A 14810-nucleotide genomic window follows, 5' to 3' on the forward strand; every position below is an offset into this window, starting at 1 on the left:
GGCCGGCGACAGCGTCCATTAGTCGCGCAAGGATGTGCTCGAGACTTGAGCATAGCCTGCAAATGGAAGGACTCCGAAACCCGCGCGCGGTTTCATGAAAGATGCCATGCCATTGTTTCAAAAGAACTTTTTCTACGGATACAAAAAAGGCCACTCTTTCGAGTAGCCTTTTTTGATGTTTGGTTGCGGGAGCCGGATTTGAACCGACGACCTTCGGGTTATGAGCCCGACGAGCTACCAGACTGCTCCATCCCGCGTCTGTGGGCGGCATTCTACAGCGCAGCGACGAGGTGTCAACCGTTAATGACATAAAGGGCAAAATAACTGCCAATCAGCCTAAGTGCTCGATTGAAAACGAGTTTTCACTGTAGGGGGAGCTTGCTCGCGAAAAGATCGAGGGCGGCGGGTTGATGCTGGATGTGCGCGTTATCGTTGACGACCTTCGCGAGCAAGCTCGCTCCTACAGGGGGGAGGAAATAGACGCGCACAAAAAAGGCCACTCTTTCGAGTAGCCTTTTTTGATGTTTGGTTGCGGGAGCCGGATTTGAACCGACGACCTTCGGGTTATGAGCCCGACGAGCTACCAGACTGCTCCATCCCGCGTCTGTGTGTCGGCATTCTACAGAGGAATGACGGTGTGTCAACCGCTGATTTAAAGAAAAGCGCTTGTGCTTCAATCGCTTAGCTCTCCAAGAGGGCCGCTGGAAGGGTTTGGGGCCAGTCTGGCCGTGGCTTCCAGCTCTATTGAGGGGAGCCTTTCGATTGAGAAAATGAATTCATCAAGGTTTTTTCCGACTGCTTTGTCAGATGATTCAAAGTACTGGTGCTATATACAGGTGTGAATGCGATACTGGCGATCCGTCTACTTTATGTCCCGATCACGCCTCCCTTTATATGACGCAGCGCAAAATCATCCATGTCGACTGTGATTGTTTCTACGCTGCCATCGAAATGCGGGATAACCCGAGCCTGGCGCAAAAGCCGCTGGCGGTAGGGGGCTCGGCTGATCGGCGCGGGGTGATCGCTACCTGCAACTACGAGGCCCGGGCCTACGGCGTGCGTTCGGCGATGTCGTCGCGCCATGCGTTGAAGCTCTGCCCTGACCTGACCATCGTCAAGCCGCGCATGGATGCCTATAAAGAAGCGTCCAAGGAAATCCACACGATTTTCCGTGACTACACCGACATGATCGAGCCGTTGTCCCTGGACGAGGCTTACCTGGATGTTTCCGATTGCGCGCACTTTGGCGGCAGCGCCACGCGCATCGCCCAGGATATCCGTCGGCGCGTTTCCAATCAGTTGCACATCACGGTTTCTGCGGGAGTGGCCCCCAACAAGTTTCTGGCCAAGATCGCCAGCGACTGGAAAAAGCCCAATGGGCTGTTTGTGATCACCCCGGACCAGGTGGAAGACTTCGTATCGCAGCTGCCGGTGAGCAAGTTGCATGGCGTCGGCAAGGTCACCGCCGACAAGCTGGCACGCCTGGGGATCGAGGATTGCCTGCAATTGCGCGAGTGGAACAAGCTGGCGCTGGTGCGCGAATTCGGCAGCTTTGGTGAGCGGTTATGGAGTTTGGCGCGTGGGATTGATGATCGCGCGGTGCATAACGACAGTCGCCGGCAATCGATCAGCGTGGAGAACACTTACGATGTCGACCTGCCGGACCTGCCCAGTTGCCTGGAAAAGCTACCGGAACTGATGGAAACCCTGGCCGGGCGCATACAGCGTATCGACAGCAGTTATCGGCCGGGCAAACCCTTTGTCAAAGTGAAGTTCCATGACTTTACCCAAACCACCCTGGAGCAGGCGGGGGCGGGGCGGGATCTGGAGAGCTATCGGCAGTTACTGACCCAGGCGTTCAATCGCGGCGCAAAACCGGTGCGCTTGCTGGGGATTGGTGTGCGGCTGCTCGATTTGAGCGTAGGAAATGAACAGCTAGAGCTGTCCCTGTAGGAGCCGGCAAGCCGGCTCCTACAGGGGGTCAGCGGGTGCCGGGGTCGGCCACCAGTCGGCCGCCGTCCTTGGTCAGGGCCTTGAGAAATTCCTGCTGCAATTCAGGATCATTGCGTGTCAGTTCAATCAGGCTCTGTTCCAGTTCGCTGGCTTCTTCTTCCAGGCCCAGTTCCGACAAGCGCTTGACCCGATGGACCCATTGGTTGACTTCGTCATCCTCCAGGTCGTCGTAGATCAAGGCGTGTGCTTCCAGCAGCTTGCCACGCAGGGTGGTGCTGATGGCCAGGGATGAGTCCGAATGCACATCGTCCTGAGCATCTTCAATGCTGATCCGCAAGGTGCGGACCTTGCTCAGGTCCTGCTCGGCAAACGGGCTGTCCAACAGGTTCAGGCGCAGGACGCCGTTGCGGTCGGTGGTCATCTCGTGGGTCTGCTTGCCGGCTTTTACCTGCACCGGTCGCTCGCTCCACGGCAGGCTGGTGTATTCCAGGCGTCGGTCACGCTGGACTTCATCGATGCCCGCCAGGTTCTGTTGCGCCCGGCCATGGGACTGCACGTTCATGAACGGGTTGAGCCCGGCCACGCCGTAGCTGATCCAGTCATGGGTCATGCTGTCTGGCAGGTTGCCCAGGGCAAAGATGTTCGCCACATTGGCCCCGGCGCCCGCCACGACTGCCACGGCACCCAGCGGGATCTCGTAGAGTTCGCGCCAGGGCTGGTAGGGCGTGTAGCGATCATAGTGACGCGTGACTTCAAATTCAGTGACTTCGAAAGTCCGCTGCTCATGAATGCGCACGCGGCGTTGCGGCAACTCGAGTACTTTGGGTTCGCCCACATCAATCTGCAGGCTGTGGTCGAGCAATTTGCGCTCGATCCGTTCCTCGTGCTCGCTACGCTGCGACATCTGATTGGCACAGCCGCTGACCAGCAGGGCGCCGCACAAGGCGGCGCCCCCCAGGGCTTTGGTGTTTCGCTTGAACATGACTTCTCTTGATCTGGTTTTCAGCGACGAATACGCGCCTGAAGGAAGGGCAGCACGTCAGCCACCGGCAACGGTTGGGCTTGGGCTTCGGTCCGGCTCTTGTATTCCAGATTGCCATCGGCCAGGCCGCGGTCACTGACCACGATCCGGTGAGGGATGCCAATCAGTTCCATGTCGGCAAACTTGATGCCCGGGCTGGTCTTCTTGTCGCGATCGTCCAGCAGTACTTCGAAGCCAGCGGCCGTCAGTTCGGCATACAGCTTGTCGGTGGCTTCGCGAACTTGCTCGGTTTCGTAGCGCAGGGGTACCAGGGCGATCTGGAACGGCGCCAAAGTGTCGCTCCAGATGATGCCTTTGTCGTCGTGGCTCTGCTCGATGGCAGCCGCCACCACGCGGGAAACACCAATGCCGTAGCAACCCATTTCCAGGGTTACCGGCTTGCCGTTTTCGCCCAGTACTTCGCACTTCATCGCCTTGCTGTACTTGTTGCCCAGCTGGAAGATGTGCCCCACTTCGATACCGCGCTTGATTTCCAGGGTGCCCTTGCCATCCGGGCTTGGATCACCGGCAACCACGTTGCGCAGGTCGGCCACGGTAGGCACCGGCAGGTCACGTTCCCAGTTGACGCCAAAGTAGTGCTTGTCGTCGATATTGGCACCGATGCCGAAGTCGCTCATCAGCTCGACCGAACGGTCGATGATGATCGGCAGTGGCAGGTTCAGCGGGCCCAGGGAACCAGCGCCGGCGCCAATGGCGTCACGCAGTTCGGCGTCCGAGGCCATGACCAGCGGGCTGGCCACGCCAGGTTGCTGGGCCGCCTTGATTTCGTTGAGTTCGTGGTCGCCACGGATAACCAGGGCGATCAGCTTGCCTTCTTCTTCGGCATGCACGATCAGGGTCTTGATGGTCTTTTCAATCGGCAGATTGAATTTCTCGACCAGGGCCGCGATGGTCTTGGTGTCTGGGGTATCGACCAGGCGCAGCTCTTCAGCCGGCGCCGGACGGGAAGTTTCCCGTGGCACGGCTTCGGCTTTCTCGATGTTGGCTGCGTAGTCGGAGCCGTCGCTGAAGACGATGTCGTCTTCGCCCGATTCTGCCAGTACGTGGAACTCGTGGGAGCCCGCGCCGCCGATGGAGCCGTTATCTGCCTCCACTGGGCGGAACTTCAGGCCCAGGCGGGTGAACACGTTGCAATAGGCCTGGTGCATGCGGTCATAGGTGACTTGCAGCGAAGGCTGGTCGGCGTGGAACGAATAGGCGTCCTTCATGATGAATTCGCGGCCACGCATCAAGCCGAAGCGTGGGCGGATTTCGTCACGGAACTTGGTCTGGATCTGATACAGGTTGAGGGGCAGCTGTTTGTAGCTGCTCAACTCGTTGCGCATCAGGTCGGTGATCACTTCTTCATGGGTCGGGCCTGCGCAGAAGTCGCGGCCATGACGATCCTTGAAGCGCAGCAATTCCGGACCGTACTCTTCCCAGCGCCCGGATTCCTGCCACAGTTCAGCCGGCTGAGTGCTCGGCATCAATACTTCCAGAGAGCCGGCGGCGTTCATTTCTTCGCGAACGATCGCTTCGACCTTGCGCATCACCTTCAAGCCCATGGGCAGCCAGGTGTACAGGCCGGAGGCCAGTTTGCGGATCATGCCGGCGCGCAGCATCAGCTGGTGGCTGATCACGACCGCGTCGGAAGGCGTTTCTTTCTGTGTGGCGAGCAAATATTGACTGGTGCGCATGGTAGGCCGTTGTCGGTTGCTTGGACTTGAAGTGACCTGGGATTGTACGGGCGGTCGCCGCCAGAGTACAGGCATCAGGTGGTGACGGGATTTCTGTGGGGCGCCGGCTTCAATGTGGGAGCGGGCTTGCCCGCGATGCAGGCGCCTCGGTGTGTCAGGCAAACCGCAGTGATGCTATCGCGGGCAAGCCCGCTCCCACACAAGCCCGGCCCTGCAGGTGTCAGCCTTCTTCGGGGGGATTCAAGCGGATCCGCCGGCTTTCCTGGTACCAGTGCAAGGCAATCAGCAGCAGCGTTGGCACGCCGAGCAGTGCGGTGATCAGGAAGAAGTTGTGATAGCCGAACTTTTCCACCATGACCCCCGAGTAGCCGCCGATCAGCCGTGGCAACAGCAACATGATCGAGCTGAGCAGGGCGTACTGGGTGGCGGAGAACTTCAGGTTGGTCAGGCTCGACAGATAGGCGACGAATGCCGAGGTCGCCAGGCCTGAGCTGAAGTTGTCCAGGGAGATGGTGAAGATCAGCATCTGCAGGTCGGCGCCCATGTCGGCGAGCATCAGGAACAGCAGGTTGGTGCCGGCCGAGGTGATGCCGCCGATAAACAGGATCGGCAGGATGCCGAACCGCACGATCAACAGGCCGCCCATGCCGGCGCCGACCAGGGTCATGATCAGGCCGAAGATCTTGCTGACGCTGGCGATCTGGTCCTTGGTGAACCCCTGGTCGATATAGAACACGTTGGCCATCACGCCCATCACCGTGTCCGACATCCGGTAGGTAGCGATCAGCCCCAACAGCAGCAAGGCCTGCCAGCGGTAGCGCAGGATAAAGTCGTTGACCGGCGTCAGCACAGGCGCCAGACCCCGGCGGCCCATGGCCGAGAGGCACAGGGCGGTGAGGGTGATATAGAGGATGGCGCGCAGGAAGGCGCGGTCTTCCAGCAACAGGTCGAGCAGGCTCACGCCTTCGAACAGCACGCTGGCGAAGTCGGTGTTGTACAACTGGGTGAACATCGCCGGTACCGACACCAACAAGATGATCAGCACAAATACCGACATCAGTTGGTGGGCAAACGTATAGCGCCCGGCCTGCAACTGGGTGCGCAGGGGCACATCGGGTTCACGCATGAAAAAGCTGGTGAGCAGGGCCGGGATCATCAGCACGCCGAACAGCACGTAGGTGCCGGTCCACGCCGAATGCTTGTAGTTGAACCCCGTGGAGCCAAAGCCTTCGGCAAAGAACAGCGCGCCCGCCGTGGCCAGCAGGGCGGCGATGCGATAGCCGGACATATAGCTGGCGGCCAGGGCGGCCTGGCGGCTGTCGTCGGCGATTTCCAGGCGATAGGCGTCCACCGCGATGTCTTGGGTTGCGGAGGCAAATGCGACGATAACGGCAATGGCGATCAGCCAGGACAGGTGTTTCTGCGGGTCGCAGAAGCCCATGCCGATCAAGCCGAGAATCACCAGGGATTGGGACAGCACCAGCCAGGAACGACGACGTCCCAGCTTACCCAACAGCGGCAGGCGCCATTGGTCCAGCAGCGGTGACCAGACCCACTTGAACGCATACGCCAGGCCGATCAGGCTCGCATAGCCGATGGTCTCGCGTGCCACACCGGCTTCGCGCAACCAGACCGAGAGCGTCGAGAACACCAACATGTAAGGCAGGCCGGCGGCAAAGCCGAGCAGTAACAGCACTAATGTCGAGGGGCTGGCATAGGCAGCGAGCGCGGCGCGCCAGGTTTTACGGGGCATGGGCTGGAGTCTGCCTCAGATTTACGGAAACAAAGCGCGCACTCTAACCGCTGTGCTCTACCGGGCGCCAGCCATGACGCTGAATATCAACGCGATTGTTCAGGATACTGACACCTTCACTGCGTAAACGCGCACGTTGTTCATCGCCCGAGACGCTGCCCACCGGCAGACTTATCCGACCGCCGGCGGCGACCACCCGGTGCCAGGGCAACTTCGAACCCTCGGGAAGTTGGCTCAACGTACGGCCCACGAAGCGTGCGGCCCGCCCCAGGCCGGCCAGGTGCGCCAGTTCGCCGTAGCTGACCACGCAGCCTTCGGGCACTTGGGCCAAGGTCAGGTACAGCGCGGTACGGCGCATTTCGGCCGGGTTTTGCGGGGTGTCGGCGGGCTCGTTCACTGTTCTGGCGGCTCAGTTGAAAATAGTCGTGGATATGTAAGAAACGTCTGTAAAGATGCCGTTGAGAATTGAACTCAATACAAAACCTTGAGTCAGTCCTTGCTAAGACTTCAGCTACGCCGATAATGCCTCCTTTTTCGCCAAACTTGAGCCCCGTAACCGCTTATGTTGTCCAGAACCCTGCTGTGCCTCGCTGTCTTTACTGCTTCTACCCCTGTGCTGGCCGATACGGTCTGGTTGAAAAACGGTGATCGCCTGACCGGCAAGATCAAGGTTTTCGACGGCGGCAAGCTGCTGATCCAGACCGAATACGCGGGCGCGATCCCGGTGGACTGGAAACAGGTGAAAACCCTGGAAAGCGACCAGGAGTTGCTGGTCAAGCAGGATGCCTATATCGGCGAGAAGGCCAAGTCCCTGCATCCGGCCGAGGACGGCAAGGTGGTCCTGGCCAACGGCGAAACACCGAAGACGGTGGAGTTGGCCAGTATCCAGCAGATCATCAAGCCCAAGCCTGTGATCGAGGACCTGGTGTGGAAGGGCAATGTCGACGTGGCGCTGGACTACAAGCGTGCGGAAAAAGACACCGACGACTATGACATCGACTTCAAGACCACTGCCCGTCACGGCAAGTGGCGCCATATAGCAGAAGGCGAATACAACCGCGAATTCCAGAACGATGTGGTCACCACCGATAACTGGAGCGCCGAGTACGCGCTGGACCGCTTTATCACCGACCAGTGGTTCTGGCAGGGGCGCCTGACCTACAAGCACGACAAGGTCGAAGACCTGCGTCGCCAGCGCACCGTCGGTACCGGTCCGGGTTATCAGTTCTGGGATGATGAACTGGGGGCGTTCTCCCTGGGGTCATTGCTCAACCGTACTGACTACGAGTACCAGGATGGCGGCAAGGACAACTTCTATTCCCTGGCGATGAAGTGGGACTACAACCGCTATCTGATCGGCAAGACCGTGGAGTTCTTCACCAACGGTGAAGTGGGCAAGCCCCTGGCCGGCCCCGCCGACTACGCGCTCGATGCCGAAATGGGCCTGCGCTACAAAGTTACCGAATGGGCCTCGCTCAACCTCAAGGCCGAGCGCGACATCATCAGCGGCGGTTCGGACAGCGACTTGAGCAAGACCCGCTACACCGCAGGGTTTGGCGTGACCTGGTAAGCCTGCCAGTGCTTTTGTGGCGAGCGGGCTTGTCGGAACGCCGCATCGCCCGCGTTGGGGCGCGTAGCGCCCCCCCTGATTTGTTTTTCAGTGGTGTTACAGGCGCAACCCGCCATCCAGCTCCAGGATGCGCCCGGTGTAGTAGTCGTTCTCGAAGATATAGGCCGCCGAGTGGGCGATCTCTTGCGGCCGGCCCATGCGCTTGAGCGGAATCCCCGACGTCATCTTCTCCAATGCTTCGGGCTTCATGCCCAGGGTCATTTCGGTCTCGATAAAGCCCGGCGCAATCCCCGCCACACGTATGCCATAACGCGCCAGCTCCCTGGCCCAGGTCACCGTCGCTGCGGCCACGCCGGCCTTGGCCGCCGAATAGTTGGTCTGGCCCACATTCCCCGCGCGGGAGATGGACGAGATGTTGATAATGGCGCCCTGGTTTTTCAGCTCCACCATCTTCGCCGCCACTTCACGGGTGCAGAGGAACACGCCGGTCAGATTGACGTCGATCACCGCCTGCCACTGGGCCAGGCTCATCTTGGTCATCTCGCCGTCCTTGACCTTGAGCAGCAAGCCATCGCGCAGGATCCCAGCGTTGTTGATCAAACCATGGATCGCGCCAAAGTCATCGGCGATCCGTGCCACGGTATGGGTCACCTGTTCTTCATCCGCCACGTTGCATAGATAGCTGCGTGCGGTGACGCCATGGGACTGGCATGCAGCCACTGCGGCATCGAGCTTTTCCTGATTGAGGTCCACCAGCGCCAGGTGGGCACCTTTGCTTGCAAAATACTCGGCCATGGAGCGGCCCAAACCCTGGCAACCGCCGGTGATAATGATTACTTTGTCGTTGAGATGCATTCGCATGTCCTGTGAGCAGATTTAAGCGGTTGTCCAAGTCCGTTTTGTGACGGATCTTATCGAAGGAGTCATAAGTTGAGCGTCCACGTTGCCAAGAATGCCCGAGAACTACTGCTCAAGGAATACCGTGGGGCGCTCGCCACGCACTCCAAGGCCATGCCCGGTTTTCCCTTTGGTTCGGTAGTGCCTTATTGCCTGGACGCAGAGGGCCGGCCGTTGATCCTGATCAGCCGTATCGCCCAGCACACCCATAACCTGCAAAAAGATCCGAAATGCTCGTTGCTGGTAGGCGAGCGTGAGGCTGATGATGTGCAGGCCGTGGGCCGCCTGACTTACCTGGCTGAAGCCGAAAAACTCGAGGACGAGGTGGCCATCGCCGCCGCCGCCGAGCGTTACTACCGGTATTTCCCCGACTCGGCTAACTACCATAAAGCCCATGACTTTGATTTCTGGGTGCTCAAGCCGGTGCGTCATCGCTATATCGGCGGTTTCGGCGCGATCCATTGGGTCGACCAACTGACCCTGGCCAACCCGTTTGCCGGCAAGGCCGAGTTGAGCATGATCGAGCACATGAACAGCGATCACACCAAAGCCATTGCCCACTATGTCGAGTTGGCCGGCCTGCCGACCTCCGAGCCCGCGCAGCTGGCGGGTATCGATAGTGAAGGCATGCACCTGCGCATCGGCCAGGGCTTGCACTGGTTGCCGTTTGCGGCGACTTGCAATACGCCGACACAAGTGCGCGAAGCCTTGGTTTTCCTGGCTCACGCCGAGCAATGGCCGAAAAAATCCACCACCCAAGCTTGAATTCACGAAAGGGCGACGTCATCTAAGGTCTAGTAGCAAGGCATTCTTGCGTTGAGGAACCATTTGATGCGCCCTTTTTTATTGCTCTTTCTGCTGTTTCCGGTGCTGGAGCTGTTCGTATTCGTCAAGGTCAGCGGGGCTATCGGGTTTTTCCCGGCGCTGCTGCTGATCATTCTCGGCTCGATGCTCGGCGTGTTCGTGCTGCGCATCGCCGGCCTGGCCACCGCACTGCGTGCCCGTGAAAGCCTGAATCGCGGCGAACTGCCGGCCCAAACCATGCTTGAAGGCCTGATGATGGCCTTGGCCGGTGGCCTGCTGATCGTGCCGGGTTTTGTCAGCGATGTGCTGGGCTTGATTCTGCTGCTGCCATTCACTCGACGGTTGCTGGCAGGCAAGTTGCGCCAGCGTGCCGAAGAAGCGGCGGTGCGCCAGCGCGCCTTTGCCGACGACCTGCAGCCACGTGGCGGCCCGGCACCTCGCCAGCCGCTGGGGCGTGAAGGTGATGTGATCGAAGGTGAGTTCGAGCACCGCGACTCCAAGTAACGCCATGCCAGGTAGGGTGCCTTCGGGTGCCCTGCTGACACAAAAATTTTCACCTGTGGCCCTTGTAATAAGCATATACGCCCTTATGTAACGGTCACCGCAAGGTTTCTGGTGGCGACACCAGACAGACTTCCGCGTTTCGCCTGGCGAACCGCGACCGGCCCCGCCGGAATACCACCAGCCGGTACTGATACCGGCCGATGAAACTTACAATTAGGAGAGATCGACAATGAGCAAGCTTCGTCCTCTGCACGACCGCGTCGTTATCCGTCGCAGCGAAGAAGAAAAGAAAACCGCTGGCGGTATCGTTCTGCCAGGTTCGGCTGCTGAAAAAGCCAACCACGGTGTGATCGTCGCTGCAGGCCCAGGCAAGACTCTGGAAAATGGTGACGTGCGTGCGCTGGCCGTTAAAGTCGGTGACAAGGTTGTATTCGGTCCTTACTCCGGCAGCAACACTGTGAAAGTCGACGGCGAAGACCTGCTGGTTATGGCTGAGAACGAGATTCTCGCTGTTCTGGAAGACTGATTCCCCGCTCATTTTCCCGTTACTACAAAGTATTTAAGGAATATCGATCATGGCTGCTAAAGAAGTTAAATTCGGCGATTCCGCCCGTAAGAAAATGCTCACCGGTGTCAACATCCTGGCTGACGCAGTAAAAGCGACCCTGGGCCCGAAAGGCCGTAACGTGATCATCGAGAAGAGCTTCGGCGCTCCGACCATCACCAAGGACGGCGTTTCCGTAGCAAAAGAAATCGAACTGGAAGACCGTTTCGAAAACATGGGCGCGCAGCTGGTCAAAGACGTTGCCTCCCGTGCCAACGATGACGCAGGCGACGGTACTACCACCGCCACCGTTCTGGCTCAGTCGATCGTCAACGAAGGCCTGAAAGCCGTCGCTGCCGGCATGAACCCGATGGACCTCAAGCGCGGTATCGACAAGGCGACCATCGCCGTTGTTGCCGAGCTGAAAAACCTGTCCAAGCCATGCGCTGACACCAAGGCTATCGCTCAGGTAGGCACCATCTCCGCCAACTCCGACAGCTCCATCGGCGACATCATTGCCGAAGCCATGGAAAAAGTCGGTAAAGAAGGCGTGATCACCGTTGAAGAAGGCACTGGCCTGGAAAACGAACTGTCGGTTGTAGAAGGCATGCAGTTCGACCGTGGCTACCTGTCCCCGTACTTCGTCAACAAGCCAGAAACCATGGTTGCCGAGCTGGAAAGCCCGCTGATCCTGCTGGTCGACAAAAAGATCTCCAACATCCGCGAAATGCTGCCAGTGCTGGAAGCCGTTGCCAAAGCCGGCCGCCCACTGCTGATCGTTTCCGAAGACGTTGAAGGCGAAGCCCTGGCGACTCTGGTTGTGAACAACATGCGTGGCATCGTTAAAGTCGCAGCCGTCAAGGCTCCAGGCTTCGGCGACCGTCGCAAGGCCATGCTGCAGGACATCGCAGTCCTGACTGGCGGTACCGTAATCTCCGAAGAGATCGGCCTGAGCCTGGAAAGCGCCACCCTGGAAAACCTGGGTAGCGCCAAGCGCGTGACCATCTCCAAGGAAAACACCATCATCGTTGACGGTGCTGGCGTTGAGCAGGACATCCAGGCGCGTATCACCCAGATCCGTGCCCAGGTTGCTGAAACCTCCTCGGACTACGACCGTGAAAAACTGCAAGAGCGTCTGGCCAAGCTGTCCGGCGGCGTTGCAGTGATCAAGGTTGGCGCTGGTTCCGAAGTTGAAATGAAAGAGAAGAAAGCCCGCGTTGAAGACGCCCTGCACGCGACCCGTGCAGCCGTTGAAGAAGGCGTGGTACCTGGCGGTGGCGTTGCGCTGATCCGTGCTCTGGAAGCCTTGGTTGACCTCAAAGGCGATAACGCTGACCAGAACGTCGGTATCGCTGTTCTGCGTCGCGCCGTTGAATCCCCACTGCGCCAGATCGCTTCCAACAGCGGCGACGAGCCAAGTGTTGTGGTCAACGAAGTGAAGAACGGTAAAGGTAACTACGGTTACAACGCTGCAACCAGCGAATACGGCGACATGGTTGAAATGGGTATCCTGGACCCAACCAAAGTCACCCGTTCGGCTCTGCAAGCTGCAGCTTCGATCGCTGGTCTGCTGCTGACTACCGAAGTTGGCATTGCTGAAAAGCCGAAGGCTGAAGGTAGCGGCGGCATGCCAGACATGGGCGGCATGGGTGGTATGGGCGGCATGGGCGGCATGATGTAAGCCAGCCTTACCCCTGTACTGAAACCCCGCCTGCAGCGATGCAGGCGGGGTTTTTTAATGCCTGGTTTTTGCCTGGGTGTAGTAACCCTGCATCAGTGTGATGGTCTTTCTGTGCGCGGCGGGTGAAGTGATAGTGAAAAACTCGTGAAGCCCATCAATAGGTTGAAAAAACTTATAGACTCGCTACGGCGCCCTAGTCGTGGGGCACACTTGGCCTTAAGCTGCGCGAGCCAACACGGCCGTTACCGCGTACGGAGACACTGCCCATGCGAATTTTATTGGTTGAAGACAACCGCGATATTCTGGCCAACCTGGCGGATTACCTGGGGCTCAAGGGTTATACCGTGGACTGTGCGCAGGACGGTTTGTCGGGCCTGCATCTGGCCGCCACCGAGCATTACGACCTGATCGTGCTCGATATCATGCTGCCCGGCATTGATGGCTACACCTTGTGCAAACGCCTGCGTGAAGATGCGCGCCGCGATACGCCGGTGATCATGCTCACCGCCCGCGATCAATTGGACGACCGCCTGCAAGGTTTCAAGTCGGGTGCCGACGACTATCTGCTCAAGCCGTTTGCCCTATCGGAGTTGGCCGCACGCATCGAGGCGGTGCTGCGCCGGGCCCAGGGCGGTGGGCGGCGTGAGCTGCAAGTCGGCGATCTGTCCTACGACCTCGATACCCTGGAAGTGACCCGCGAAGGGCGTTTGCTCAAGCTCAACCCGGTCGGCCTGAAATTGCTCGCCGTGCTGATGCAGAAAAGCCCTCACGTCCTGCGTCGCGAAGTGTTGGAAGAAGCCCTGTGGGGCGATGACTGCCCGGACAGCGACAGCCTGCGCAGCCATGTCCACCAACTGCGCCAGGTGATCGACAAGCCATTTGCCAAACCATTGCTGCAAACCGTGCATGGCGTGGGTTATCGCTTGGCCGAGGGCCGTGATGGAGTTTAAGCAAAGCCTTGCCCAGCGGATCATCATCGCCTTTGCGCTGATGAGCGCGCTGGTGGCGGGGGCCTTTGCCATGGGCATCGTCGCCACGGTGCACTTGGTGGAAGAAAAACTGATTTCGGCGGGCCTGGGCGGCGACTTGCAACGCTTGCTGCTGATGGACAGTGTCGAAGACTGGCGCCACCGGCCCGAGCCGGACCAGTTGTTCTACTTCAGCGGCGGGCGCGGCGATTTTGAGCTGCCCAAGGACTTGCGGCATCTGGATGCGGGCTTTCACGAAGTGTTTCGCGAAGCGCTGTCCTACCATGCCATGGTTGAGATCGTCGACGGCCGGCGTTATGTCCTACTGCAAGACCAGAGCGATTTCGAAGAGCGTGAGCGTGTGCTGTTTGCGGTGGTGCTGGTGGGGTTTGTCCTCAGCCTGGCGCTGGCGGTATTCCTCGGCTGGGTGCTGGCCCGCAAGGTAATGGCCCCAGTGGTACGCCTGGCGCGCCAGGTGCGTCATCGTGACCAACTGCTGGGCCTGGCCCCGCCGTTGGCCCCGGACTATGCCGCCGACGAAGTGGGCGAGCTGGCAGTGGCCTTCGACGCCACCCTGGGCCGCCTGCGCCAGGCACTGACCCGTGAGCGCCTGTTTACCAGTGATGTCAGCCATGAACTGCGGACGCCGCTGATGGTGCTGGCCAGCTCCTGCGAACTGCTGCTGGAAAACCCGGCCATCGATTCGCGGGGGCGCAAACAGGTCGAGCGCATCGCCCGGGCCTGCGAGGAAATGCGCGAACTGGTGCAGACCTTCCTGATGCTCGCCCGCGCCCAGCATGACGACACCACCATGTCACCCCAAGTCACCCTGGCCCAGGTCGCCGAGGACTTGCTGGGGATCTGGCGTGACCCCATCGAGCGCAAGGGCATCGAGCTGTTCTACCAGCCGGGCAACCCCCTCGATATCCGCTACAACGCCACCTTTTTGCATGCGGTGATGGGGAACCTGTTGCGCAACGCCCTGCATTACACGGAGCAGGGCTTTATCCGCCTGACCCTGGAACCCACGGGGTTTGTGGTGGAAGACACCGGCGTGGGCATCCCCGAGGACAAGCGCGAAGCGATGTTCGAGCCCTTTGTGCGCGGCAATGAAAAACGCGGCGATGGCCTGGGCCTGGGTTTGTCGCTGGTGCAGCGGATCTGCGATAACCAGGGCTGGGTGGTCAGCCTCAGCACCATGGAGCCTAGCGGCTGCCGTTTCCATGTTGAATTGAGCCACGTCAAACCCTGATCCCTTGCGTTGGGGCAGATTCCCTGCTGTTCGACGAAGATGGCTTCCTGCCATGCTTTTTTCCCTGTAAAACTTTGTAATTCTTTAGGGTTAGACGGGACGTTTTTTTCACAAAGGGTTGACCTGTGGATGACGTGCGGCTGCTTAAAGTCGTAGGCATCAGTCC

General features: G+C 59.4%; 13 protein-coding genes and 2 tRNA genes. 8 read left to right on the plus strand and 7 right to left on the minus strand.

From position 1 onward, the window contains the following. Positions 1-180: 180 nt before the first annotated feature. Positions 181-257: transfer RNA gene (locus HKK57_RS15895), tRNA-Met, on the minus strand. Positions 258-526: 269 nt separating this feature from the next. After that, positions 527-603, minus strand: a tRNA-Met gene (locus tag HKK57_RS15900). Between the two features lie 291 nt (positions 604-894). Here HKK57_RS15900 and dinB point away from each other — a divergent pair. Further along, positions 895-1953 (plus strand): DNA polymerase IV, encoded by a 1059-nt coding sequence (gene dinB / locus HKK57_RS15905; RefSeq protein ID WP_070994467.1) that lies wholly within the window; start codon positions 895-897, stop codon positions 1951-1953. 28 nt (positions 1954-1981) lie between these two features. Here the strand turns inward: dinB and HKK57_RS15910 are convergent, their stop codons facing one another. The 4 genes from HKK57_RS15910 to HKK57_RS15925 form a co-directional block, all read right to left on the minus strand. Continuing rightward, positions 1982-2935 carry a hypothetical protein gene (locus HKK57_RS15910; protein ID WP_029295348.1) on the minus strand — a complete coding sequence of 318 codons (954 nt, stop codon included), beginning with the start codon at positions 2933-2935 and terminating at the stop codon, positions 1982-1984. A 20-nt stretch (positions 2936-2955) separates the two neighbouring features. Then, a complete protein-coding gene (locus tag HKK57_RS15915; protein ID WP_169390404.1) occupies positions 2956-4671 on the minus strand; it encodes a proline--tRNA ligase in 1716 nt (571 codons plus the stop codon). Positions 4672-4891: 220 nt separating this feature from the next. Next, the gene (locus tag HKK57_RS15920; protein ID WP_029295353.1) at positions 4892-6424 is read right to left on the minus strand and encodes an AmpG family muropeptide MFS transporter; all 1533 of its coding nucleotides are present in this window, start codon (positions 6422-6424) and stop codon (positions 4892-4894) included. A 43-nt stretch (positions 6425-6467) separates the two neighbouring features. Next, entirely contained in the window at positions 6468-6821 is a 354-nt protein-coding gene (locus HKK57_RS15925) for an MGMT family protein (RefSeq protein ID WP_029295355.1), read from the minus strand. Between the two features lie 165 nt (positions 6822-6986). Here HKK57_RS15925 and HKK57_RS15930 point away from each other — a divergent pair, with 165 nt between their 5' ends. After that, positions 6987-7994 carry a DUF481 domain-containing protein gene (locus tag HKK57_RS15930; RefSeq protein ID WP_029295357.1) on the plus strand — a complete coding sequence of 336 codons (1008 nt, stop codon included), beginning with the start codon at positions 6987-6989 and terminating at the stop codon, positions 7992-7994. A gap of 96 nt (positions 7995-8090) precedes the next feature. Here the strand turns inward: HKK57_RS15930 and HKK57_RS15935 are convergent, their stop codons facing one another. Further along, positions 8091-8849, minus strand: coding sequence for an SDR family oxidoreductase (locus tag HKK57_RS15935; RefSeq protein WP_029295359.1), 759 nt, complete (start codon positions 8847-8849; stop codon positions 8091-8093). A gap of 75 nt (positions 8850-8924) precedes the next feature. Here HKK57_RS15935 and HKK57_RS15940 point away from each other — a divergent pair, with 75 nt between their 5' ends. From HKK57_RS15940 to HKK57_RS15965, 6 genes are all read left to right on the plus strand, one after another. Then, entirely contained in the window at positions 8925-9656 is a 732-nt protein-coding gene (locus HKK57_RS15940) for a HugZ family pyridoxamine 5'-phosphate oxidase (protein ID WP_169390405.1), read from the plus strand. Between the two features lie 66 nt (positions 9657-9722). Continuing rightward, positions 9723-10199: an FxsA family protein gene (locus HKK57_RS15945; RefSeq protein ID WP_029295363.1), complete on the plus strand. Its 477-nt coding sequence runs from the start codon at positions 9723-9725 to the stop codon at positions 10197-10199. A 229-nt stretch (positions 10200-10428) separates the two neighbouring features. Continuing rightward, positions 10429-10725, plus strand: a complete 297-nt coding sequence (locus HKK57_RS15950) for a co-chaperone GroES (RefSeq protein ID WP_003175874.1) — start codon at positions 10429-10431, stop codon at positions 10723-10725. A gap of 49 nt (positions 10726-10774) precedes the next feature. Further along, a complete protein-coding gene (gene groL, locus HKK57_RS15955) occupies positions 10775-12424 on the plus strand; it encodes a chaperonin GroEL (RefSeq protein WP_070994464.1) in 1650 nt (549 codons plus the stop codon). Between the two features lie 266 nt (positions 12425-12690). Further along, entirely contained in the window at positions 12691-13374 is a 684-nt protein-coding gene (gene colR / locus HKK57_RS15960; protein WP_029295378.1) for a two-component system response regulator ColR, read from the plus strand. After that, positions 13364-14644, plus strand: a complete 1281-nt coding sequence (locus tag HKK57_RS15965) for a sensor histidine kinase (protein WP_169390406.1) — start codon at positions 13364-13366, stop codon at positions 14642-14644. The genes colR and HKK57_RS15965 overlap by 11 nt, the downstream gene beginning before the upstream one ends. Positions 14645-14810: the final 166 nt, after the last annotated feature.

Origin of the sequence: Pseudomonas sp. ADAK21, assembly GCF_012935735.1 — a bacterium.
Taxonomy (GTDB): Bacteria; Pseudomonadota; Gammaproteobacteria; order Pseudomonadales; family Pseudomonadaceae; genus Aquipseudomonas; species Aquipseudomonas proteolytica.